This window comes from Bergeyella anatis (assembly GCF_036016955.1).
Classification (GTDB): Bacteria; Bacteroidota; Bacteroidia; order Flavobacteriales; family Weeksellaceae; genus JAYWXI01.
In genome coordinates, this window is record NZ_JAYWXI010000004.1 from 154183 (window position 1) to 177389 (window position 23207).

Below are 23207 nucleotides of genomic sequence, written 5' to 3' on the forward strand. Positions count from 1 at the left end.
ACACAAGCCTCAAATCGCTATTTTAAAGGGAAATAACCACCCTGAAACAAAAAATAATAAAACAAGTGTTTAACTTTAAACACCTCTCGCCAACGCACCCCCTTTATCTCTCCTTACAGCCCCAAAACTCCCGCCTTCGTTATTCCCGTAAAAAATTATCTGTCGCAAAAAACAAAGGAAAAACCGCTTTGAAAAAAATTATACTAAATTTGCAGGAATTAGAACTAGAATTATAAATAATAGAATATGAGTTGTGGATGCAAAACATCCGGTGACCACTCCTGCGGAACCAAGTCCTCCACAGGATGCGGGAGCGTGGATACCTGCGGCAATAGTTATAAACTGAGCGTCTTTGATTGGTTGTCGAACGTCAATACGCCAAACCATAAAACGTCATGTGATTTTGTAGAAGTAAGATTCAAAAACGACCGAAAACACTTTTATAGAAACCCTCATCACTTGCCTCTGCATATCGGAAGCATCGTCACGGTGGAATCCAGCCCGGGGCATGACGTGGGAGTGGTGAGCCTTACGGGAGAGCTCGTCAAGATACAGATGAAGAAGAAAAAAGCCTCCCAAGACCAGGCGTTGAAAATCTACCGCATTGCCAATCAAAAAGACATTGAGACCTGGCAAGAAGCCCGAAAAAAAGAAGATGCAACCAAGAAAGAGGCTAAAATCATTGCTTCCAGATTGGGATTAGAAATGAAAATTACCGACGTGGAATATCAAGGGGACGGCGCCAAAGCCACCTTCTATTATACCGCGGACAGTAGAGTCGATTTCCGACAACTCATCAAGGAATACGCCACGCTTTTCAAAACCAAAATCGACATGAAGCAGATCGGCTTCCGTCAAGAATCGGCCAAAATCGGCGGAATAGGCTCCTGCGGAAGAGAATTATGCTGCTCTTCATGGCTTACCGATTTTCGCTCGGTCAATACCAATGCCGCACGCTATCAACAACTTAGCATCAACCCCCAAAAACTGGCGGGGCAATGCGGAAAACTCAAATGCTGCCTTAACTTCGAACTCGACAGCTACATGGACGCCCTTTCGGACTTTCCGTCCCAAAACACTTCGCTTGACACGGAAAAAGGAAAGGCTTTCTGCATCAAAATCGACGTTTTCAAAAAGAAAATGTGGTTTGCTTACGCCGAGAACCCCGTGGCCTGGTACGATATAGACACCAAAGAAGTTAAAAAACAAATCGAAAACAACAAAAAAGGAATTAAAGCCCCTCTTTTGGAAGAATTGGTCACCCCGAACGAATTCGCCATGAAAACCGTGGATCTCATTCAGGAAAATAGTACGGACCGGTTCGATAAGAAAAACAAACCGAGAAACCGAAAGTCCAATTCAAAAAATCAAAGAGACCATAAAACGAAAGAACAAAATCAAACAAAAAACCAAACCAAAGAAAAACCAGCCGAAAAGCGAACAGAAAATACCGCCAAACCCAAACCTCGGAAAAATTTCAAAAAAAAACCGCCCAAAAACAATCCCAATGAATAAGATTTTGGTTTTTTTTTCGTTGATGCTCTTAGCCTCTTCCTGCACACCGGGTTCCGAGGAGGTTTACATGCATTCTTTAAATGGCCTTTGGCCCCAAAAAGCCACCCAAAAGTTTGAATTTGAAATAAAAGAAAACCAAACCCCGAAAAACATTATATTTGTCGTAAGAAACAATAACGATTATCCTTACAGCAACCTTCGGGTTTTCAGCAAAATATACCCCGAGGGACAGCCTCAAGCCAAAACCGATACCCTGAACTACCTTTTGGCTCGCCCCAATGGCGAATGGATCGGAAAAGGCTTTGGAGACACCAAAGAAATACGCTTTCAATACAAAATACAACATCGGTTTCCGAAAAACGGTCGCTACGTCATCGAAGTACAACACGCCATGCGGCGCGACACCCTTAGAGGCATCGAAGATTTCGGAATAAAAATAGAATCAGCTAAATCGCAAAATGGAGAATAAAAAACAAAACAAAAGCACTTTCCCTCTGCCTCCGAAAAAGAAAAAAGGAGGGCCTAAAAAATGGATTAAACTCATTTGGACGGGACTTATTGCCGTGGTTCTCGGAATTTCGGGATTGTTTTTTGCCGTTGCCCAAGGTTTTTTGGGAGAAATGCCCGAAGTTCGGGAGCTTGAAAACCCCGACATCTACGTCGCTTCCGAAATCATTTCTTCGGACGGGAAACTTCTCGGAAAATTTGAAAAAGAGAAAACCCATCCCGTGACCTATAGCGACCTTCCCCCTTATTTGGTTTACGCCTTGCAAGCCAAAGAGGACGAACGTTTTAAGGAACACTCGGGTATTGATTTAAAATCCGTCGCCCGGGCCGCTTATTTCCGTGGAGACCGAGGCGGGGGGTCCACCATCACCCAACAATTAGCCAAATTGCTCTTTACCAAAGAGCCCTCTTCCAACCCGATCAAAAGGGTGATTCAGAAACTCAAGGAATGGGTAGTGGCGGTCAGCTTGGAAAAACGCTACACCAAAGAGGAAATCATTACGCTTTATTTCAATAAATTCGACTTTACTTACAATGCCAACGGTATCGAAATGGCCTCCCGAATTTATTTTAATAAAAACACCAAAAATCTTACGCTTCCCGAAGCTGCCGTATTTGTAGCCATGCTGGAAGCCCCTATCGCCAACAATCCTCTGAGAAACCCCGAAAGAGCCAAACGACGCAGGGATGTGGTATTGGAACAAATGCTCCAAACCGGCTACATTGACCAAGCCACTTACCAACGTGCCGTGGATACACCGGTGGTTACCGATTATCATCCCGTTAAAAGCATTGACGAAGGGTATTCGGCCTACTATAAATTCTACCTCCGAAAAGAAATTGACAACATTCTGAAAGAACACGAAAAGAAAACAGGAAAAAAACTCAATCTTTTCAAAGACGGTCTGAAAATATACGTTACGCTAGACTCCAAAATGCAGCGTTTTGCCGAAGAAGCAATTAAGGAACACCTCACGGCCCTTCAAAAAAACTTCGATGCCGAGCAGAAAGGAAGAAAGCAAAGACCTTTCTATAATATTTCTCAAAAACAAATCGACGGAATCATGCTTCAAGCCATGAAGCGCACCGGCCGTTACAAGCAGCTTGCCGCCGCCGGCGTACCGGAAGATTCCATTATGATGGAGTTTCAAAAACCGATAAAAACCACCCGTTTTACTTGGGCCGGAGAAGAGGAAGTAGAAATGTCGCCTTACGACTCCATACGCTATCATAAACAAATTGCCCAAGCCGGACTTATGTCTATGGTTCCCGCTACGGGAGAGATAAAAGCATGGGTCGGCGGTATCAACTGGCAGCACTTCCAATACGACCACATTAAACAAGGAAAACGTCAGGTAGGCTCCACCTTCAAGCCTTTCGTGTACGCCACTGCCATCATGAATCTCGGCATGACACCTTGTTCAACGGTTTCCAATGCTACTTTTAACGAAAGAGGCTACCGCGTCCCTGGAAGCGGAGGCTCGCCCACACTCAAACATGCTTTAGCCCACTCTCTCAACCCTGTAGCCGTAAGACTAATGGACATGAGCGGTACCGACAAGGTGATCCAATTGGCTCGTGATTTGGGTGTTACCCAAGACATCCCAAGAGGTCAACTTGCCGTCGCTTTGGGTTCTTCCGACATTACCATCTACGAAATGCTCGGAGCCTACAGTACCTTTGCCAACTTCGGAAACTACATCAAACCCGAAATGATTTGGCGAATTGAAGACGCTAACGGACGGGTGATAAAAGAAGTTAAAACCGAAACCAAAGAGGTCATGAACGAAATGTACGCCTACACTATGATCGACTTGATGAAAGGCGTTGCCGATTTCGGTACCGCTTCCGGAGAACTCGGACGAAGAGGCATTGCGAAAGGAACAGAAATTGCCGCAAAAACAGGAACCACACAAAACAATTCCGACGGATGGTTTATCGGCCTTACACCGAATTTGGCCACGGGCGTTTGGGTCGGTTGGGAAGACCGAGCCACCCATTTCCGAAGTACCGGTGAAGGACAGGGTGCCAAAATGGCCTTACCGATATGGGCGATTTTCATGAAGAAAATCTATACGGACGGCACTTTGGGGGTTTCTCCTGAAGACAAATTCATCAAACCGTCGAACTGGACGGGCGACTGCGCCGATCTACAAGGTTTAGGCGGAGGCTATGGGGATGACGGCGGCCTTCAAACCATCGACCAGCTTAAAAACCCTCAACCAAGTACCCCAAACCCGAATAAAACCGGTACCTCCAATAAAAAAGAGGAAAATCTGAACGAAAGCCTCAATAAAGACACCGAGGTAGATTTCAACCAATAAAAACCCAAAGACCTTCCCTTGACCGGAAGGTCTTTTATCATTCAACATGAACCTAAGCGCCATAACCCAAACCTATCTTTCAACCTTTCCCTATGACTCTTCCCTTAATCCTATCCCACGCCAAACGCCAGGCAAACTCCTGGCTCGGGCTAACCCCGTGGGATTTCCCAATGCCGTTTTAATCGATTTCAATGAAAAACTGTCGCTAGATATAGGTTTAGGCTCCCTGCAAACCTCTCAGGAGGAGCAGTTCCTCCATGCCAGCTTCATCCCTTCCAAGCTTCAACCGTATGCCACCGCCTATGCAGGGCACCAGTTCGGACAATGGGCCGGCCAACTGGGAGATGGAAGAGCACTTTTCGCCGGTGAAATCACTAACCATCACGGCCAAACCACCGAACTCCAATGGAAAGGTGCCGGCTTAACCCCATATTCCCGCCACGCCGACGGCCGTGCCGTATTACGATCCACCGTTCGGGAGTATCTAATGAGCGAAGCAATGCATCATTTGAAAATCCCTACCACTCGTGCTTTAGCCCTGAGTCTTTCCGGTGAAGCCGTCATTCGGGACATTCTGTATTCCGGCAACCCTAAACCCGAACCCGGCGCCGTAATGATGAGAACCGCCCCCAGTTTTTTACGTTTTGGACATTTTGAACTTTTAGCCGCCCAAAGAAACCTCCCTCTGCTTTCTCAACTCGCCGACTTCACCATCCAAAATTACTTCCCCGAAATCCAATCCAAGGGAAAAGAACGCTATTTAGATTGGTTTTATTCCATCACAGAAAAAACCGCCCACCTGATCACCCAATGGCAACGGGTAGGTTTTGTTCACGGCGTAATGAACACCGATAACATGTCCATTTTAGGGCTTACCATCGACTATGGACCTTTCGCCATTATGGAAGAATACAATCCGAAATTCACCAGCAATACCACCGATCTGCCCGGTCGCCGCTACGCTTTTGGACAACAGGAAAACGCCGCCCTTTGGAATCTTTGGCAACTGGCCAACGCTCTTTTCCCCTTGATTGGCGAAGAAGATCCCATTCAGGAAGTGCTTTCGGCTTACGACGCTCTGATAACCGACAAAAAAAATCGGATGTTATGTGACAAATTCGGCTTCAATTTCCCCCGAAAAGAAGACCCTTCCTTTTTTCAAAACTGGCAAAACCTCGCACAAGAATTGCAAGCGGATCACACTCTGTTTTTCATTCTATTGGAAGAATGGAATCCCGAAAAAAATAACGCCGCCGACCATTTCGAACCCTGTTTTTACAAACCTCTTAACAAAGACGAAAAAGAACGGTTTAATGCCCTTCTCGCACTTTACTCGCTGCGAGTCCAGCACAATCAACAGGATCAAAAAGAAACCCAAAACAAAATGCAGCAAAGCAATCCCAAATTCGTTTTAAGAAACTATTTACTCCACGAATGCAGCGAGCAGTTAGCCCAAAACGACAATACCTTATTTAAAAAATTAAAAACAGCTCTCCAATCCCCCTATGAAAATCGTTTTTCGGAATTCGCCATAAAACGCCCCGACCAATACACCAATACCCCCGGTTGCACCATGCTTTCTTGCAGTTCTTAGAAAGCGGCAAAAACATGGTTCAGAATTCTCTTTTTTGCTATTTTTGCGGCAAAATTTCGAATTTTGAATTTACTAAAAAAAACAGGCCGATGCCTTAGATTAATCCTTCCGAGTACGCTTGCGGAAATTCTACTTTTCACCTCTCTCATTGCCGGTTACGGAACCTTAGCAACAACCATTGCTTTGGATTACCGAATCATTTTCGACAACCGAATCCCCTGGGATGCCTACTTTAGTTTCGACAACCGCGCCATCGTCATGAGCGGTGGGGGCTTCGAGCGGCACCCTCTTGCCAACTACTTCTTCGGATGGATAAGGGAGCTTGCCTTTTGGCTATCGGGAGGTAAAACCGATGCTACTTTCCGCCTTGTATTAGCTTGGCTAAGCACCCTAACGATAAGCCTTTCGATAGTTCAAGTGTACAAATACCTTAAAAACATCATCGGACTGCCGATGCATTTTTCCTTATTGCTAATTCTGTTTTACGCTTTTTTTTCGACCAATATTTTATTGGCTTTTACCCCAGAAACCTACACTTACACGCTTTTGGCCTTGGTTTTATTTAACCATTATGCCGCCCTCAAACTCCAAAAAGACAAACCGATTTCAACCGCTGCGCTTACTCTAGCCACCGTAACTACCGGCGGTCTTACCATTACCAATGCCGCCAAAATCTTCATTCCCTTAGCCTTTGAGAAAGGAATTTTCAAAAACGCCAAACGTTTTGCCTGGGCTACGGCGCAAACCCTCATCGCTGCGGGAACATTCCTTTTGCTCTACTTTTACCGCTTGAATTTCGACCTTCAAAGGATTTTCACCAAAACAGGAGAACAATATGAAAAATTCTCCAACCCTCAACACGTTCCTCTTTGGGATATGGCCAGCTCTTGGTTTTTTGGAGGAAACATCCTTTTCGCCTCCTTTATTACTCGGGATTATCACAACAAAAAAGGATTCGAGTACAAAGCTCTTTTCATGGACGTGTACAGCAGTGAACTGCCTTACGTCTTTGTTGCATTACTGCTTCTTATGATCCTTTGGTCGGTTGCCTCCAATCTTAAAAACAAATTGGTTTGGATTCTTTTTGTTTCTTTTATAATTGACATTCTGATCCACTGTTTCTTGAAATTCGGATTACACACAGCGTATATCTATGGAGGGCATTTCGTATTCGTGTACCCCTTGCTATTGGGATGGCTTTACCATAGGTACAAAAACAAGTCTACCCCTCTACTTTTGATCAGCATCTTATTGGTTTTTATGACGGCTTTCCTCATTACCAATAACAGTTTCAGAATGCAAGAATTCTTCTTCTTTCTGAACAAATACTATCAATAAAAAAACGACCATTTAGGTCGTTTTTTTCGTTCTATAGATAGAAAATCAGCCTTACTTTGCCTCCGTACAAAACACTCTGTACTGAATGGCAGTAGCCGATTTAAAATACTCTCTGATTCGCTTCAAATCCGAAGAAGCGCTTTCTTTACTGAAATAGCTTCCTGCTAATATTTTATAGTTCGGACGTAGCGAAGCATCCGTCTCTACCTTAATATTCGGGAAACGACGACGGAAATAAGCTTTTACCTCATTCGCCTCTTCGTTACTCTTCACCACCGCCAGTTGGATTTTAACCCCCATGATTCTCGGATTTTGACGGCAAATTTCCGCCGTGGACAAAGCCCTAGAAGGCACCGTTCGTGTCCCCCGATTAGGCGTAAGACCTCCGGTAGTGGACAAATCTGGACCCGAGTCCGACGTCGAGGACGTTCGCATACAGGCCCCTTCCACAGACTCGATTAAAGAGCTTATTTTTTTATCCATGGAAACCGTCAAAGGAGTTCCCGAAAGCGTATCCGTTTTGATAACCTGCTGTGCAAAAAAACACTGGGAACCAAAAACAAACCATGCGATTATAGACGTTTTAAACAATTGCATCAATCAATATTTTTTGCAAATTTAAGTATAAATAAAAACCGTACCAAACGCATTTATTTAGAACTATTCCAAATTATGAAAAATGAGAAATAGCACGTTTCAGGGGTTGTTAATTTCTTGTTAAAAACATTATTTTTGCGGAATTGAATGAATACTCATTTTTTTACTAACCCAAGATTTTATAAATGATTAGTTGGAGAAAGCATTACAAAAGGGGGTTACTGGCAATAGGTTTATTGCTGTCAGCCACCGCTTCAGTCCACGCTCAGGACGGAGATCCTAAGAACGGAGAAAAGCTTTTCAAAGCGAATTGCGCCGCGTGCCACGACCTTGAAAAGCAACTGGTTGGACCGGCCCTAGGAGGTATTGTCGATCGGCTCAAAACCGAACAAAACCTAGACACGGACTGGCTTCACGCCTGGATCAAAGACAACGAAGCCCTCAGAGCTTCCGGCGACAAATACGCCAATGAAGTGTTCGAAAAGTTCAATAAAACGGCAATGACCCCTTTCCCGAACTTATCGGATCAGGATATTAACGATATCTTGGCGTACACCACCAATCCGCCTGCACCAGAGCCTGCGGCAGCTTCAGAAGGAGCACAAGACCAAAACTCCCTTGCCGCATTGGAAAAAGCAAAACAAGAGAGCACCAACTCCAAAATCGTTCTTATCTCTCTCTTTGCCATCGGTGGACTTCTACTTTGGTTACTACTAAAACTCAAACAATTAGTAAAACTTCAACAAACCGACGAATTAGCAGCACTCAACGAAACTAGAGCGTACAGCTTGGCTGAAGTTTATGCCAAATACAACACTTTAGGTAAAGTTATTTTGGGGCTTTTGGCTTTGTTTGCGTTCTACGGTGTTTGGAACTGGATGATGGGTATCGGCGTCTACAAAGGGTACAAGCCTGAACAGCCAATTTATTTCTCCCACAAAATCCACGCCGGGGATAACAAAATCGATTGCCAAATGTGCCACTCTTCCGCAAAATACGGAAAGGTTTCCGAAATCCCTTCGCTGAACGTTTGTATGAACTGTCACCGTAACATTTCCGAATACAAAGGCACCTACATGGAACCTGGAAAAAACAAAGCTTTCTACGATGCAGAAATCCAAAAAATCTACGCCGCAACCGGCTGGGATCCTGCAACGCAAAGCTATACCGGAAAAACACAACCGGTGGAATGGGTAAGAATCCACAATATGCCAGACTTCGTGTATTTCAATCACGCTCAACACGTAGTGGCTGGAGAGCAAGCCATTATCAGCTCGCACAACAAGAAAAATCCTAACGATCAAATCGATGTTGTATGTAAAGCTTGCCACGGTAAGGTAGACACCATGAACGTTGTACAAATGGCCAACGATTTCACCATGGGCTGGTGTATCGAATGTCACCGAACCACGGAGGTGGATATGAACAACGGTTACAACCAAGAGTACTTCAAAAACCTTCACGACAAACTGAAAAAACAGTACCCTAAAACCGAAGGTAAAATCACCGTCGATGCAATCGGTGGTCTAGAGTGTGGTAAATGTCATTATTAATAACGAATTAAATAAGAAGTATAAATGGCTTCAAACAAAATACAATTTAGAAGTATTCACGAACTGAAAGATCCGGCACTCAACCAAAAGCTGGCTCAAAAAGAATTTCAAAATGAAATTCCCGTGGATGAATTCCTAGGTGATTCCGAAAAAATGAATAACTCCGGAACTTCTAGAAGAGATTTCCTTAAGCTTTTAGGATTCTCTACCGCGGCAGTAACTTTAGCCGCTTGTGAGGCTCCGGTAATTAAGACCATTCCTTACGTGGTAAAACCTCACGATATTATTCCTGGGGTTCCCAACTATTACGCTACAACTTTCTTCGACGGATTCGATTTTTCCAATGTTCTTGTAAAAACCAGAGAAGGAAGACCCATAAAAATCGAAGCAAACCCTGCCGCCAAAGAACTTGGAAAAACCAATGCTAGAGCGCAGGCCAGCGTTTTGTCTCTTTACGATAACGATAAGGTAAAGCAGCCTCAGTTGCAAGGAAAAGACGAGACTTTCGATAAAGTGGATGACTACATCCTAAAAGCCCTAGCAGAGGCACAAGGATCGGGCAAAAGAATTGTCGTTCTTTCTCATTCCTATGCTTCGCCAACTTTCAAAAAACTTTTTGGCGACTTTAAGGCTAAGTACCCTACCGCCGAATTGGTAACTTACGATGCTTATCCTTATGCCGCCGCACTGGATGCCGCACAAGAGGTTTTCGGACAAAGAGCTTTGCCTGTATACGACCTTTCCGGTACCGAGTTGGTGGTTTCGTTCCAAGCGGATTTCTTGGATCACTACAACGGGGCAAGTTTGGAAACGTCTTACGCAGCGGCTAAAAAACCGGGGGCTAATATGTTAAGACATATTCAGGTGGAATCCAATATGTCGTTAACCGGAGCCAATGCCGACACTCGTATCCCTTTGAAACCAAGTGCGGTTAACAAAACCTTAGTTGAAGTTTACAACCTGATTAACGGAGGATCGTCTTCCGATAAAAATGCACAAAGTATCGCTGCAGAACTTCAGGCCAAAGGAAGCAAAGCCGTAGTGTTAGCCGACGGAAGCAAGGGAGCTTACGTTTTGGCTCATCTCATCAACCAAAAACTAGGTTCTTCGGCTTTTACCGGCAAGAAAAACCTTCTAAAAGAATTCGACGGGGCACGTTACCAAGAGTTCTTGTCTTGGATGAATAGCGGGCAAGTAGGTGTTCTGATCACCAATAACATCAACCCAATTTATTCTTCCAACAAAGGCGAAGACTTCAAGAAAGCGTTGACAAAAGTCCCTCACGTGGTTGCTATCGTTGACAAGAAAAACGAGATGTATGAAGCGGCGAAAGCAGTTATTCCTGCCACCCACTGGTTGGAATCTTGGGCTGACCTTACCCCACAATCCGGCGTATACTCTCTCATGCAGCCTACGATTTCTAAAGTATTCAAGCCTAGACAGATTGAAGAATCTCTACTGGTTTGGATTAACGGAAAAAACAGCCCTGCAAACAACTACTACGATTATTTGAAAGCCAATGCCAGCAGTCTTTTGGGTGGGGTAAGCTTCAACAAAGCGCTTTACAACGGTTACAACGAAGTGGCTTCTGAAGCCGCACTAGCTTATGCTGGAGGAAATGCCACCCAAGCCATAGCAGAACTTTCCAACTTCAAAGCATCCGAATGGGAACTTAACCTCTATACCAAAACTTCCATCGGAGACGGAACGCAGGCTAACAACCCATGGTTGCAGGAACTTCCAGATCCTATCACCAGACTTTCTTGGGATAATTATCTGACCGTTTCGCCTAAAGATGCAGCCAAGTTAGGCTTAGAGAATACACTTAATGCAAGAATGCAGCTTGACGGCTCCAAAGTGAATTTGACGGTCAACGGCGTAACACTTAATGACGTGCCTGTATTCATCCAACCGGGGCAAGCCGAAGGCTCTTTCGGTTTGGCGTTGGGATACGGAAAGAAAAACTCTGGAAAAGTAGCAGAAACGGGAGTTAATGCCTACCCTCTTTTCGACGGTTCAAACCTTTGCGTGGGTGGCATAAAAATCGAAAAATCGTCAAGCAGCAAACACGAATTTGCCGGAATGCAGCTTCAAAACACCCTAATGGGACGTTATGAAATTGCAAGAGAAGTGCCTTTGGAAACTTTCCTCAATGTGAAATTCGACGACCGCACCATCGAAAACGGAAGGCCAAAAGGATGGAATATTCCTTTGGAATACCATACCCTTACCGAGTCTATGGCGGCAGGTAAAATCTCCCTTTGGGATGAATTCGACGATACAGACGGGCCTCACTTCAACCTTTCCATCGACCTTAACGCTTGTACAGGGTGCGGGGCTTGTATCATTGCTTGTCAAGCCGAAAATAACGTACCGGTAGTTGGAAAAGAAGAGGTAAGAATGTCCAGAGATATGTATTGGTTGAGAATCGACCGCTACTACTCTGCCAAAGAGAAAATAGACCAAAAAGAACAATTGGATCGTAATCTTAATGTTCCTCAAGTCTATGACATCTTGATTGAACCTGCCGAAAATCCGGATGTGATTTTCCAACCGGTAATGTGTCAGCACTGTAACCATGCACCATGCGAAACCGTTTGTCCTGTTGCAGCAACATCACACGGTAAACAAGGTCAAAACCAAATGGCTTACAACCGATGCATCGGTACCAGATATTGTGCAAACAACTGTCCTTACAAAGTAAGACGATTCAACTGGTTCACTTATAATCTTAACGACAAGTTCGACTTCAATATGAACAACGACTTGGGAAGAATGGTTCTGAATCCGGATGTTGTTGTAAGAACCAGAGGGGTAATGGAAAAATGCTCGATGTGTATCCAAATGACTCAGAACACCATCTTGGAAGCGAAAAAAGAAGGCCGCAAAGTACAAGACGGCGAATTCGCTACAGCGTGTTCCAAAGCGTGTTCAACAGGAGCAATGCAGTTTGGCGATATGAACGACAAAACGTCGGAAGTACGTAAGCTTTATACCAGCAACAGAAGATATACCCTACTGGAAGAAATCGGTACGAAGCCTAACGTATTCTATCATACCAAAGTTAGAAACAGAAAAGAAAACAAAGTTTAAATAATAATAAGGTAAAACATGTCACATTACGAAGCCCCAATTAGGGAACCTTTAATTATTGGTCACAAAACTTATCATGATATCACAGAAGATATCGCCAGACCTATCGAAGAAAGAGCCGGAAAGCTCTGGTGGATTTCATTTTGGGCGGCATTGGTACTGTTTATTTATGGATTCGGCTGCATCGCCTACACCATAGGTACTGGTATCGGCGCCTGGGGACTCAACAGAACCATCAACTGGGGTTGGGATATTACCAACTTCGTATGGTGGGTGGGGATTGGTCACGCCGGAACCCTGATTTCTGCAGTACTATTATTATTTAGACAACGTTGGAGAATGTCCGTGAACCGTTCTGCCGAAGCGATGACCATCTTTGCCGTTGTTCAGGCTGCGATTTTCCCGGTCATCCACATGGGTAGAGTTTGGGTTGGTTACTGGGTGTTTCCTATCCCTAACCAGTTTGGTTCACTTTGGACAAACTTTAACTCGCCTCTACTTTGGGACGTATTTGCGATTTCCACCTATTTCTCGGTATCAACGGTATTTTGGTTCATGGGACTTATTCCGGACTTCGCTATGATTCGAGATCGGGCAAAAACCCCTTGGACAAAAAAGATTTATACGTTCCTTGCCTTCGGTTGGGGAGGTAAGGCAAAACACTGGCAGCGTTTCGAAGAACTTTCATTGGTTCTTGCCGGTTTGGCAACCCCGCTAGTATTTTCCGTACACACCACGGTATCCTTTGACTTTGCTACATCGGTTATTAAAGGATGGCACTCCACCATCTATCCGCCGTACTTCGTTGCGGGAGCGATTTTCTCTGGATTTGCGATGGTACAAACGCTTCTTTTGGTGGCCAGAAAGGTATGTAACCTTGAGGAGTACATCACCATGTACCACATCGAAATCATGAACATCGTTATCGTAGTAACCGGAGGAATGGTAACGGTGGCCTACGCGGTAGAATATTTTATTGCATGGTATTCGGGAACACGTTTCGAGGATTTTGCCTATCTGACTCCAGGAGCGGCTACCGGTCCTTACTGGTGGGCATTTTGGGCACTAATCATCTGTAACCTTGTCGTGCCAGCTTCGTTCTGGTTCAAGAAATTGCGTACCAATATCATTTGGACATTCTTTGTAGCTCTTATCATCAACATCGGTATGTGGTTTGAGCGTTTTGACATCATCGTTATCAACCTATCTAGAGACTACCTTCCTGGTTCTTGGACGATGTTTAAACCGACAATCATTGACGTTGGGGTTTACTTGGGAACCATCGGATTCTTCTCTGTATTGTTCCTACTTTACGCAAGAACATTCCCTGTAATTGCACAGGCTGAATTGAAATCTATTTTGAAAATTTCTGGTGAAACTTATAAAGCAAAAGAAGGAGATGAGCACCACTAAAATAATTTACGGTTTATATGCCGACGATGATGATTTAATGCAAGGCGTTAAAGCATTTAGAGAAAAAGGAATTGAGATCAACGAGGTGTATACTCCTTTCCCGGTTCACGGGTTGGATAAAGCTCTTGGTCTGAAAAAAACAAGGATTTCGGATGCAGCGTTCATCTATGCTTGTTACGGAGTAACCATCGGGGCACTAATTACGTGGTACACCATGAATCACGATTGGCCGCAAAACATCGGTGGAAAGCCTGCCTTTGATTGGGCTCACAACATGCCTGCTTTTGTGGTTCCCATGTTCGAATTGATGGTATTCTGTGCTGCGCACATGATGTCCCTTACTTTCCTTGTAAGAAACAAAATGTATCCTGGTGCTCCGGCTCAAAATCCGGACCCTCGTACCACCGACGATAAATTCCTTATGGAGTTTGTAAGCCAGGATGTTGATAAAATTAAACAGCTTCTCATCGAGACCGGTGCTGAAGAAATAACCGTAAAAGATGCTTAAAATGAAAAAAAATATTTTAAAGATTACAGCCATCTTAGGTTTTGCTGGTTTAGTACTTACTTCTTGTGGAAAAGGTAATCCTCCTTTGGTTTATTTTCCAGACATGTATTTTCCAGTGGCATACGATCCGCTTCAAAAAGCAGAAGATCCTTACTCCAAGCACGACAATGAAGTGCCCGCTTTTGTTAAACAAAATGGAGCCACAGCCTTGACTCCCGTTCCGGGAACCGTACCTCAAAATCGTGACGGTATTTTCGCTGAAGGGCTTCTTCCTGCCAATATGGACGAGTATAATGCCGGCTACGAAGCTTCCAAAGCCGTAACGGTTTCGCCTCTAAATCCGGCTAATGCAGAAAAAGATTTGGCTAGAGGAAAAGTGCTTTATGAAAAGACGTGTTCGGCTTGCCACGGTACGGCAGGAGACGGACAAGGTTCCATCGTTCAAACGGGAGCTTACGTTGGTGTTCCTAAATATGCCGACAGAGCGATTACACTAGGAACAGTACACTATGTCATCGAGAACGGTAGAAACGCCATGGGCTCTTACGCCGGACAGCTTACTCCGGGAGACCGTTGGAGAGTGGCTATGTATGTTATGAACGAATTTAAAGGTGGGCCTGCAGCACCCGCTGCAGGAACAACTGCCGCAGTGACTGATTCTACCGCTACAAAATAATTTTAAAAGACAGAAAAAATGTATAGTTTTTCACCTAAATTAAGATTAACATCCATCGTACTGATTGTTGTAGGACTGATTCTCTTTGGAGCCGGCTACCTCATCAATAAAAGTTACGATAATACGGCTGTGGAACATATGATGGAGGCCGTGCACGCTTCCGGTCATACTGCGCCAACACACTCCAGCGAGCTTGTAGGTCCTCAGGATCACAACTCTCATTTGGAGCACGCCATCCACCAAGTTAAAAACCAGCCTTTGGCGGCATTGCATTTTGTAGCCGTATTTTTCTTTGCGGCATCTTGCTGCGTGCTGTTTTTCTATTCCATCCAACATGCTGCTCACGCCGGATGGTCTATTATCGTTACTCGTGTAATGGAAGCCATCGCTTATTTCATTCCTTGGGCGGGTGCATTTTGCCTTGTCATTATGGCACTTAACATTTCACATATTGGGCATCTGTTTCATTGGATGGATCCTTCACTGAAAGACCCTAATGACCCTAACTTTGATGTTATCACCCTCGAAAAGAGCAAATTCCTTAACGAATCTTTCTATTTGGTAAGAAATCTTTTCTATGTGCTTGGAGCCTCTTTCTTTGCATGGAAACTAAGAACCCAATCCAAGAAAGTCGACCAAACCAAAAATGCAAGAGACTACCAAATGTTGTACAGATGGTCTGTAGGTTACATCGTATTCTTCGGATTTGCATCTGTAGGATGGGCTTGGGATTGGTTGATGTCAATCGACCACCACTGGTACTCTACCATGTACGTATGGTATGCAATGGTAAGTGCCTTGGCCACTGCTGTAGCCTTGATTATTTTGGTGACCGTTTACTTGAAGAAAAAAGGATTTCTTCCTGAGTTTAACGACAATCACCTTCACGATTTAGGTAAATTCCTTTTTGCTACGAGTATGCTGTGGACGTACACTTGGTTCTGTCAGTTCATGCTTTACTGGTATGCCAACGTTCCTGAAGAAGTGAATTATTTCTTCGGAAGATTTGAGCACTATGCTCCAACCTTCCTCCCAATGCTTATCTTAAACTTCCTCATTCCATTGTTGGTTTTGGTAAGTTCGAGCATTAAGAGAAATTATAAAGTTGTAACGTCGGTTGCTGTAATTGTAGTGATTGGCCATATCATAGATTACTTCAACATGGTAATGCCCGGAACGGTTGGCCCTTATTGGAACAACGCAGCAGTACTATTGTTGGTATTGGGAGCTGTAATCTTCTTTGTAGGTTTGTTCATCCTTGCCGTGATGTCCAAACTGACAAAATTGAAACTGATTCCTACAGGAAACCCATTCGTTCACGAATCAAAAATCTACGAGTACCCGTTCTAAACCACGGAGTAATATAGAACCTCAAAAAGAATCCCGACATCATGTCGGGATTTTTTTTACTTTTGTGCAAAGCTTTTTTAAACATGAAACGTTTAATCTTTATCTTATTCGTCGCCCTTACAACACTTAACGCTTGTAAAAAAGACACCGTGGATGCCACTACGACCAAAACTTTTCAAAGCAGCATCAACGATATGGCCAGCAGCCTGACCACTTTGCAGCAGGTTAAATTTAACGAAGCATTATACATCCTAAAGACCTTCGGTGTGGAAGGCGGGAGTGACATCGAAAAAATCAATGCCCTCGGAAAAAAAATCAACGGAATGAAAGTGCCTCAGATTTTAAGTCTCGCCGACCAAGTCGCCTCCAAAAACGGTATCGAATGGTCCAGCACTGGCCCACCATCGCTCGGCGAAATGAATATTTTTGGGAACGAAGAAGCCAGCCAATACGATCCGAACGATGTGAAAGCCTCCTCGCTATCGCTAACAGTTATAGAAACCATGAAAGATTCCGTTCTTGGCCCCAAAGCCATTCAAGTGGTTCCTCGATTGGTGGACCAGTCCGGCAAACCGATTGATTTCTCTGGCGCCGCTCTGGAAACCGTTTTGGAAGTTCACAACAGCAACGGAAAACTGTTAACCTCCAAAAACCTGATGCAGGATAACGATTTTTCAGGATTTACCATTCGTATGGCGTCGCTCCCATCGCAAAAAATTACAGACGGAACCATTGACATTACCGTAACGGTAAAAACAACCGCTAAAAATTTCAAAATGTCTAAAATCGGCGTTCCTGTGAACCTCAAAGCCCTTCGGATGCCTGCTCCTGGAGCAGGCCAAGAGCAAGACCTTGCACTTCAAGAACCCGCCGATCCTTCTCAGCAAAATCCTAACGCCGACAATGCACTTGCCAGCCCTTCCTCTGACCCCAAAACAACGGTAACCCGTTTCTTGAATCATTTGAGCTCTCAAAACCTCAAAGCAGCTTACGAAACATCCGATAATGCAGGGTGGGGTTCCTACGATCAGTTTTCCAATCCGACCTCGGGATTTGGCGCGGTAAAAAGTATTAACGTAAAAAACATCACCACCAAATCAGCTTCCGATAAATCGGCTCAAATCGGAGCCACCTACGATGTAACGGATAAAACAGGAAAAACCACTTCCCTGCAAGTTACTTTCGGACTGAAAAACATCAAAGGAGAGTGGAAAATAACCAATTATAACATTAACCAATAAATTATGGCATCCAAAGAGCTCATCACCGCACTGGAAAACACCGTACTCAATATTCCCGATTTTCCTAAACCGGGCATCCAATTCAAGGACATTAGTCCCATTTTCCTCCAACCGAAACTCTACGAAGCCGTCATTGAAGACTTGGCGGCTTTCAGTCGGGGAAAAATCGACGTCGTCTGCGGTATTGAAAGCCGTGGCTACCTCTTTGGTATTGCCATTGCGGTCGCGTTGGGAGTGCCCTTTATTTTGATAAGAAAAAAAGGGAAACTCCCCCCTCCTTTCGTCTCCCAATCCTACGAGTTGGAATACGGCACCTCCGAAATCGAAATGAGAGAAGGTCAACTGAAAGCAGGACAAAGGGTACTAATCCACGACGATTTACTCGCCACAGGCGGAACTACCGAAGCGGCAGCCAAATTAGTCCAAAAGCAGGGCGGTATTGTCACTCAATTTAGCTTTTTGATTGGTCTTAAAGCACTTCAAGGCGAGAGCAAACTCCTGCCTTATGCCTCCGAAATCTATACAATTTTGGATTATTAACCAAAATCCATTTTACCCGATTTTGAAAATCATTCAGAAACAATTAAATTTGCATCTCATTTTTTAGACCGACTTATGACAAAAAATAAAAACCAACAAGAAATCGAAGGAAAAGAAACCGTAGAGTTTTTCAAGGATCTCGATAAAGAAGCTCTTCAGACGGAACGTTTTCTGGAGAGAAATGCAAAACTCTTATCCATTATTTTCGGTGGATTGGTTGTTTTGATCCTTTCCTATTTTGCTTATCAGCAATTCATCGTTGCTCCTAAAAATGAAGAAGCGACCAAAGGCTATTTGGCTGCCATGGCAAAGCTTCAACAAGGAGACAACACCGAAGCCCTAGGAGGAAAATCGGCTGCGAACCCCGGATTTTTAGGAACCTATGAAAATTATTCGGCTACCGACGCAGGAAAACTCTCGGCTTATAATGCCGGACTCATCCGTTTCAAAGAAGGGAAATACAAAGAAGCCTATGACCTTTTGGATCAATTCAGTTCGGATAACAAAGTGCTCATGGCTCTTAAATACGGTGCCATGGCCGACGCCCAAGCCAACCTGAACAAAGTGAATGAGGCCTTATCCCTTTTGGAGAAGGCGATTTCTGCATCCGACGATCCTTATACTTCCTATTATTTCACGCGTAAAGCCGGTATTCTGTCGCTTGCGCTAAAGAAAAATGCGGAAGCCAAAAAATACTTCACCAGCATCGACGAGAAGTACACCGAGTACGACAACGGAATGTCCGATGCTTATATCGAAATGGTAAAATATTATTAACCCATGGCTACAGTAAATCTTTCCGATTACAAGCCACTCCATATCACTAATGCCGATGACTTTACCATCGGCATTGTAGTTTCCGAGTGGAACGATTTCATTACATTCAATCTCCGCGATGCTACTTTGGCTCTATTGGAGAAAGAAGGCGTAAAAAAAGAAAACCTAACCGTCTATACCGTTCCTGGAGCCTTTGAACTAAGCTATGCCTCCATGCAACTCTGCAAGACACAGCGGTTTGATGCCGTCATTGCCATTGGCTGCGTCATACGGGGCGAAACGGCTCATTTTGATTATGTTTGCTCTGCCGTTGCGCAAGGGATAAAAGACTGCAATACCCAAACCGATACTCCTACGATTTTTTGTGTACTGACCGATGACACCAAAGAACAATCTATAGCCCGAAGCGGCGGTAACCTCGGAAACAAAGGGGTGGAAGCAGCCGTTACGGCTTTAAAAATGATTGATTTCAAAAGAGGTCTTAGCCCGCAACAAAATCATATTGGATTTTAATCCTAAACGGAAATATTTAGTACCTTTACCACAAGTAAAAAATACAACGGATGAAATGGACAGAAAACCGAAGCGATAATGTAGAAGACCGCCGTGGACGAGGAAGTGGCGGAGGGCTGGTAGGCGGAGGCCTTATCTCGCTGATTATTGCAGCCATCGTTTTTTTTCTGGGAGGCGATCCTTCGGCGGTGTTGAATTCGGGCATAAGTTCTTCTGCTCCGACCGAACAGCGTGAATTAACCTCGGAAGAGAAGCAAATCAACGAATTTATAAGAATGCTTACCTCCGAAAACGAAAGAACTTGGGCAAAGATTTTCCAGGAAAACGGGATGCAATACCGTCCTGCGAAAGTGGTTCTCTTTGAACAAATCACACAATCCGGTTGTGGGACGGCTCAGGCGGCCATGGGCCCTTTTTACTGCCCCAGCGACGAAACCGTGTACATGGATCTCAGCTTTTTTAATGAATTACAGGAACGTTTTGGGGCTCAGGTAACCGAATTTTCCGTGGCTTATGTTCTTGCCCACGAAATGGGGCACCATGTGCAAAACCTTTTGGGAACGTTGCAAAAAACCGAACAATTAAGACGAAGTGGGCAATACTCTCAAACCCAAATGAATCAAGTTTCCGTCGCCACAGAACTTCAGGCCGACTTTTATGCCGGACTTTGGGCCAGATATTCCGACGACCGGGAAAAGTTTTTAGAGCCGGGCGACATCGAATCGGCCATTAGCGCTGCCCAAGCCGTTGGTGATGACAATATTCAGAAACGGGCCCAAGGCTACGTCAATCAGGAAACCTTTACCCACGGAAGTTCTGCCCAACGGAAGGAGTGGTTCCTAAGAGGTTATCAAACGGGAGACATACGGCAAGGCAACACCTTTGACCAATTGCTTCGCTAAAAACACAAAGAATGCACAAAAAGAGAGCGAAGAAATTCACCTCTCCCTTGCTCCAAAATTTTATTAAATTTGCCTTCAAAATAAACAGTAAAAATGGCCGAACAACTTAGTTACCTTTTCTCCACCCGAACCAGCAAGGACTTAGCCGAAAAAATCGCTAAGAGCTACGGTCAGGAGATGGGAAAAATTAATTTTCAAGAATTCAGCGACGGAGAATTTGAACCCGTATTGGACCAGTCGGTACGTGGCGGAAGAGTTTTTCTCATTGGTTCTACTTTTCCCCCCGCGGACAACCTTTTGGAACTTTTGCTTATGATTGATGCCGCCAAAAGGGCCTCTGCCAAAAGCATTACCGTCGTTATTCCTTACTACGGATTGGCTCGTCAGGATCGTAAGGACAAACCTCGTGCTCCGATAGGAGCCAAATTGGCTGCCAATTTGCTTACCGCAGCAGGAGCTACCCGTATCATGACCATGGATTTGCATGCCGATCAAATTCAAGGGTTTTTCGAAATTCCGGTGGATCACCTCTACGCCTCCACTATTTTTGTCGATTACATTACCTCGCTCCAGTTGGAAAACCTAACCATTGCCTCTCCCGATATGGGCGGAGCCAAACGGGCTAAAAATTATGCCGGTCATCTTGGTGCAGAAGTTGTGATTGCCTACAAAGAAAGGAAAAAGGCCAACGTAGTGGAAGAAATGTTCCTCATTGGCGATGTTAAAGATCGTAACGTGATCCTCATTGATGATATGATTGATACTGCCGGTACTCTGTGCAAGGCCGCCGAAATTCTCCGAAATAACGGAGCCAAATCGGTTCGGGCCATGGCCACCCACCCGGTGTTATCCGGAAAAGCGTACGAAAATATCGAGAACTCTTGTTTGGAAGAGGTTATCGTAACCGATACCATCCCAGTAAAAACAGAGTTATCGTCCAAAATCAAAGTGTTGTCTTGTGCCGACCTCTTTGCCGACGTGATGAAGATGGTTCATGAACACAAATCTATCAGCAATAAATTCGTTATCTAAATAAACGCAAATTGCAAAAGTAAATCCTTCCTTCATGCGGAAGGATTTTTTATTTGACAAAATATTTCTATCTTTGCACCCTCAAAAAAATATATTTACAATGAAATCTATTACAATTCAAGGTGCAAAAAGAGAAAGCGTGGGCAAAAAGTCTACAAAAGCTTTACGTGATGCTGAGCTAGTTCCTTGTGTTGTTTATGGAGGAACCGAGCCTTTGAACTTCTCTACTGAAGAGAAATCTTTCAAGAACTTGGTGTACACTCCTGACGCACACACGGTAGAGCTTGTAATTGACGGACAAACAATTCCGGCGGTTCTACAAGACATCCAATTCCACCCTATTACGGATCGGATTCTTCACGCAGACTTCTATCAACTTTCTGAAGACAAACCTGTTATCATGGACGTTCCTGTAAGAATTACTGGACGTGCAAAAGGGGTTGTTGCCGGTGGTGTATTGCGTCAGTCATTCAGAAAATTGAGATTGAAAGCCCTTCCTGCTAACCTTCCAGATGAAATCGTAGTGGATGTAACACCACTTAGAATCGGTAATAAGGTTTATGTGGGCGACATCAAAAATGACGCTTACACATTCCTTCACCCAGACAATGCTGTAGTAGCAGCCGTGAAGATGTCTAGAAACGCGATGAAAGGAGGCGTTGTTGTTGACGACGACGAAGACGAATCTGAAGGGTAATTTCTTCCTTTATAAAATCAAAAACCTGCCTCTAGAGGCAGGTTTTGTTTATGAATCAGTATTTTTTAATTTTTTTCCAAAGGATTATTTTCCTTCTGGAGAGATTCTTTTATTCGTTGTTGCATTTCCTTCTGTCTTTGAGGATCGGGAGTAAAGGTTCTCGCTTCTCCTCCAGGCCCACCCGGCGGAGGCCCCATCGCTGAAGTTTGACTATTGAGGAAAGCCACCGGATCTTTTCTGTATTTTTCCATTTGTTTCACATAATCCTTTCTTTTTACAGTCATCGGTGCTCTTCCCATAGACTCTGGAGTATAAACGGCTTCTATTTTTCGGGTTTCTTTTAATTCGAAAATATAATCGCCTCTATCGTCTTCCACCTTTACAATAAGCCCCGGAAGACCATGAAACTTGTAAGGCCCGTCCGTAATGGGAATTTCGGTCGTAAACCACGCCACCCAGTGACGTCCGGCAAAATTCGTTTCTGCTTTTTGAACCTTATAGCGGTCGAGGGTAGACGTTTCAGGTTGAATGTTCCACGAGATCGGCCGATCCTCCTCATAAGCGTAGCGATCTCTTCCTATGCGACTTTTATAAATAATTTTAGACGCATCCAAATCCTTACTGATTTGATAATCAATTTGCGAACGGTATTGTTGCATCTGCGAACGATCGAAATTAAAATTACGGGTTTCAAACGACCGACGGAAAAGCGAATCCCTTTTCAGATCTTTCTCGCCATAGAAGTAAGACTGCCGATCTGCGACATCCAAAAAAGCATTCTCAGCAACAGGTGCAGCCGTAGAATCGGACTTCATGGAAAGCTGATACACAAAACGGGTTGCTTGTGGAAATGCCATCACCGAAAATAATCCCCATACCAATAGTATGATTTTTTTTTGCATAATGTAAATTTTAGGGTTGGATAACTCCGAGTAGGAAAAGTTAAGTTCCATCAATATTAATTATAGTTAAAAAGAAAGGACAAATTTGAATTGCATCCATTTAGTTCGTACTTTTGCAATCTAAAATCGTTCTAA

20 protein-coding genes are annotated in these 23207 nt (G+C 44.1%); 18 read left to right on the forward strand and 2 right to left on the reverse strand.

Features of this window, described 5'->3' with window-relative positions:
- The first annotated feature begins 246 nt into the window (after positions 1 to 246).
- From VQ048_RS04510 to VQ048_RS04530, 5 genes are all read left to right on the forward strand, one after another.
- A complete protein-coding gene (locus VQ048_RS04510; protein WP_327610493.1) occupies positions 247 to 1515 on the forward strand; it encodes a PSP1 domain-containing protein in 1269 nt (422 codons plus the stop codon).
- A complete protein-coding gene (locus VQ048_RS04515; protein WP_327610494.1) occupies positions 1508 to 1984 on the forward strand; it encodes a gliding motility lipoprotein GldH in 477 nt (158 codons plus the stop codon). Before VQ048_RS04510 ends, VQ048_RS04515 begins: the two co-directional genes overlap by 8 nt.
- On the forward strand, positions 1974 to 4346 hold the full coding sequence (locus VQ048_RS04520) for a penicillin-binding protein 1A (protein WP_327610495.1): 2373 nt from the start codon (positions 1974 to 1976) through the stop codon (positions 4344 to 4346). The genes VQ048_RS04515 and VQ048_RS04520 overlap by 11 nt, the downstream gene beginning before the upstream one ends.
- Positions 4347 to 4392: 46 nt before the next feature.
- Complete coding sequence (locus tag VQ048_RS04525; RefSeq protein ID WP_327610496.1) at positions 4393 to 5940, forward strand: protein adenylyltransferase SelO; 1548 nt, start codon at positions 4393 to 4395, stop codon at positions 5938 to 5940.
- A 63-nt stretch (positions 5941 to 6003) separates the two neighbouring features.
- Positions 6004 to 7278 carry a DUF6080 domain-containing protein gene (locus VQ048_RS04530; protein ID WP_327610497.1) on the forward strand — a complete coding sequence of 425 codons (1275 nt, stop codon included), beginning with the start codon at positions 6004 to 6006 and terminating at the stop codon, positions 7276 to 7278.
- 51 nt (positions 7279 to 7329) lie between these two features.
- Here VQ048_RS04530 and VQ048_RS04535 read toward each other — a convergent pair whose 3' ends face one another.
- Complete coding sequence (locus VQ048_RS04535) at positions 7330 to 7875, reverse strand: SPOR domain-containing protein (protein ID WP_327610498.1); 546 nt, start codon at positions 7873 to 7875, stop codon at positions 7330 to 7332.
- A 185-nt stretch (positions 7876 to 8060) separates the two neighbouring features.
- Here VQ048_RS04535 and VQ048_RS04540 point away from each other — a divergent pair, with 185 nt between their 5' ends.
- The 13 genes from VQ048_RS04540 to VQ048_RS04600 all read left to right on the forward strand — a co-directional run bounded on the left by VQ048_RS04540 (position 8061) and on the right by VQ048_RS04600 (position 22170).
- A complete protein-coding gene (locus VQ048_RS04540) occupies positions 8061 to 9428 on the forward strand; it encodes a c-type cytochrome (protein ID WP_327610499.1) in 1368 nt (455 codons plus the stop codon).
- 24 nt (positions 9429 to 9452) lie between these two features.
- Positions 9453 to 12521, forward strand: coding sequence for a TAT-variant-translocated molybdopterin oxidoreductase (locus tag VQ048_RS04545; RefSeq protein WP_327610500.1), 3069 nt, complete (start codon positions 9453 to 9455; stop codon positions 12519 to 12521).
- Positions 12522 to 12539: 18 nt separating this feature from the next.
- A complete protein-coding gene (gene nrfD, locus VQ048_RS04550; protein ID WP_327610501.1) occupies positions 12540 to 13934 on the forward strand; it encodes an NrfD/PsrC family molybdoenzyme membrane anchor subunit in 1395 nt (464 codons plus the stop codon).
- The gene (locus VQ048_RS04555; protein ID WP_327610502.1) at positions 13921 to 14442 is read left to right on the forward strand and encodes a DUF3341 domain-containing protein; all 522 of its coding nucleotides are present in this window, start codon (positions 13921 to 13923) and stop codon (positions 14440 to 14442) included. Before nrfD ends, VQ048_RS04555 begins: the two co-directional genes overlap by 14 nt.
- Positions 14435 to 15118 (forward strand): c-type cytochrome, encoded by a 684-nt coding sequence (locus tag VQ048_RS04560; protein WP_327610503.1) that lies wholly within the window; start codon positions 14435 to 14437, stop codon positions 15116 to 15118. Before VQ048_RS04555 ends, VQ048_RS04560 begins: the two co-directional genes overlap by 8 nt.
- 18 nt (positions 15119 to 15136) lie before the next feature.
- Entirely contained in the window at positions 15137 to 16468 is a 1332-nt protein-coding gene (locus VQ048_RS04565) for a quinol:cytochrome C oxidoreductase (protein ID WP_327610504.1), read from the forward strand.
- An 83-nt stretch (positions 16469 to 16551) separates the two neighbouring features.
- A complete protein-coding gene (locus VQ048_RS04570; protein ID WP_327610505.1) occupies positions 16552 to 17709 on the forward strand; it encodes a hypothetical protein in 1158 nt (385 codons plus the stop codon).
- Positions 17710 to 17712: 3 nt separating this feature from the next.
- Positions 17713 to 18249 (forward strand): adenine phosphoribosyltransferase, encoded by a 537-nt coding sequence (locus tag VQ048_RS04575; RefSeq protein ID WP_327610506.1) that lies wholly within the window; start codon positions 17713 to 17715, stop codon positions 18247 to 18249.
- Positions 18250 to 18324: 75 nt separating this feature from the next.
- Positions 18325 to 19026, forward strand: a complete 702-nt coding sequence (locus VQ048_RS04580; RefSeq protein WP_327610507.1) for a tetratricopeptide repeat protein — start codon at positions 18325 to 18327, stop codon at positions 19024 to 19026.
- Between the two features lie 3 nt (positions 19027 to 19029).
- Positions 19030 to 19539: a 6,7-dimethyl-8-ribityllumazine synthase gene (ribH, locus tag VQ048_RS04585; RefSeq protein WP_327610508.1), complete on the forward strand. Its 510-nt coding sequence runs from the start codon at positions 19030 to 19032 to the stop codon at positions 19537 to 19539.
- Positions 19540 to 19589: 50 nt separating this feature from the next.
- Entirely contained in the window at positions 19590 to 20441 is an 852-nt protein-coding gene (gene ypfJ / locus VQ048_RS04590) for a KPN_02809 family neutral zinc metallopeptidase (RefSeq protein ID WP_327610509.1), read from the forward strand.
- 93 nt (positions 20442 to 20534) lie between these two features.
- The gene (locus tag VQ048_RS04595; protein WP_327610510.1) at positions 20535 to 21473 is read left to right on the forward strand and encodes a ribose-phosphate pyrophosphokinase; all 939 of its coding nucleotides are present in this window, start codon (positions 20535 to 20537) and stop codon (positions 21471 to 21473) included.
- Positions 21474 to 21573: 100 nt separating this feature from the next.
- Positions 21574 to 22170 carry a 50S ribosomal protein L25/general stress protein Ctc gene (locus VQ048_RS04600; protein WP_327610511.1) on the forward strand — a complete coding sequence of 199 codons (597 nt, stop codon included), beginning with the start codon at positions 21574 to 21576 and terminating at the stop codon, positions 22168 to 22170.
- Between the two features lie 65 nt (positions 22171 to 22235).
- Here the strand turns inward: VQ048_RS04600 and VQ048_RS04605 are convergent, their stop codons facing one another.
- A complete protein-coding gene (locus tag VQ048_RS04605; RefSeq protein WP_327610512.1) occupies positions 22236 to 23072 on the reverse strand; it encodes a GLPGLI family protein in 837 nt (278 codons plus the stop codon).
- Between the last annotated feature and the right edge of the window lie 135 nt (positions 23073 to 23207).

Excerpts from the sequence above, each read along its gene's own strand:
- VQ048_RS04510 (WP_327610493.1), top strand. The coding sequence starts at position 247 with ATGAGTTGTGGATGCAAAACATCCGGTGACCACTCCTGCGGAACCAAG.
- VQ048_RS04515 (WP_327610494.1), top strand. The coding sequence starts at position 1,508 with ATGAATAAGATTTTGGTTTTTTTTTCGTTGATGCTCTTAGCCTCTTCC.
- VQ048_RS04520 (WP_327610495.1), top strand. The coding sequence starts at position 1,974 with ATGGAGAATAAAAAACAAAACAAAAGCACTTTCCCTCTGCCTCCGAAA.
- VQ048_RS04525 (WP_327610496.1), top strand. The coding sequence starts at position 4,393 with ATGAACCTAAGCGCCATAACCCAAACCTATCTTTCAACCTTTCCCTAT.
- VQ048_RS04535 (WP_327610498.1), bottom strand. The coding sequence starts at position 7,875 with ATGCAATTGTTTAAAACGTCTATAATCGCATGGTTTGTTTTTGGTTCC.
- VQ048_RS04540 (WP_327610499.1), top strand. The coding sequence starts at position 8,061 with ATGATTAGTTGGAGAAAGCATTACAAAAGGGGGTTACTGGCAATAGGT.
- VQ048_RS04545 (WP_327610500.1), top strand. The coding sequence starts at position 9,453 with ATGGCTTCAAACAAAATACAATTTAGAAGTATTCACGAACTGAAAGAT.
- nrfD (WP_327610501.1), top strand. The coding sequence starts at position 12,540 with ATGTCACATTACGAAGCCCCAATTAGGGAACCTTTAATTATTGGTCAC.
- VQ048_RS04555 (WP_327610502.1), top strand. The coding sequence starts at position 13,921 with ATGAGCACCACTAAAATAATTTACGGTTTATATGCCGACGATGATGAT.
- VQ048_RS04560 (WP_327610503.1), top strand. The coding sequence starts at position 14,435 with ATGCTTAAAATGAAAAAAAATATTTTAAAGATTACAGCCATCTTAGGT.
- VQ048_RS04565 (WP_327610504.1), top strand. The coding sequence starts at position 15,137 with ATGTATAGTTTTTCACCTAAATTAAGATTAACATCCATCGTACTGATT.
- VQ048_RS04570 (WP_327610505.1), top strand. The coding sequence starts at position 16,552 with ATGAAACGTTTAATCTTTATCTTATTCGTCGCCCTTACAACACTTAAC.
- VQ048_RS04575 (WP_327610506.1), top strand. The coding sequence starts at position 17,713 with ATGGCATCCAAAGAGCTCATCACCGCACTGGAAAACACCGTACTCAAT.
- VQ048_RS04580 (WP_327610507.1), top strand. The coding sequence starts at position 18,325 with ATGACAAAAAATAAAAACCAACAAGAAATCGAAGGAAAAGAAACCGTA.
- ribH (WP_327610508.1), top strand. The coding sequence starts at position 19,030 with ATGGCTACAGTAAATCTTTCCGATTACAAGCCACTCCATATCACTAAT.
- ypfJ (WP_327610509.1), top strand. The coding sequence starts at position 19,590 with ATGAAATGGACAGAAAACCGAAGCGATAATGTAGAAGACCGCCGTGGA.
- VQ048_RS04595 (WP_327610510.1), top strand. The coding sequence starts at position 20,535 with ATGGCCGAACAACTTAGTTACCTTTTCTCCACCCGAACCAGCAAGGAC.
- VQ048_RS04600 (WP_327610511.1), top strand. The coding sequence starts at position 21,574 with ATGAAATCTATTACAATTCAAGGTGCAAAAAGAGAAAGCGTGGGCAAA.
- VQ048_RS04605 (WP_327610512.1), bottom strand. The coding sequence starts at position 23,072 with ATGCAAAAAAAAATCATACTATTGGTATGGGGATTATTTTCGGTGATG.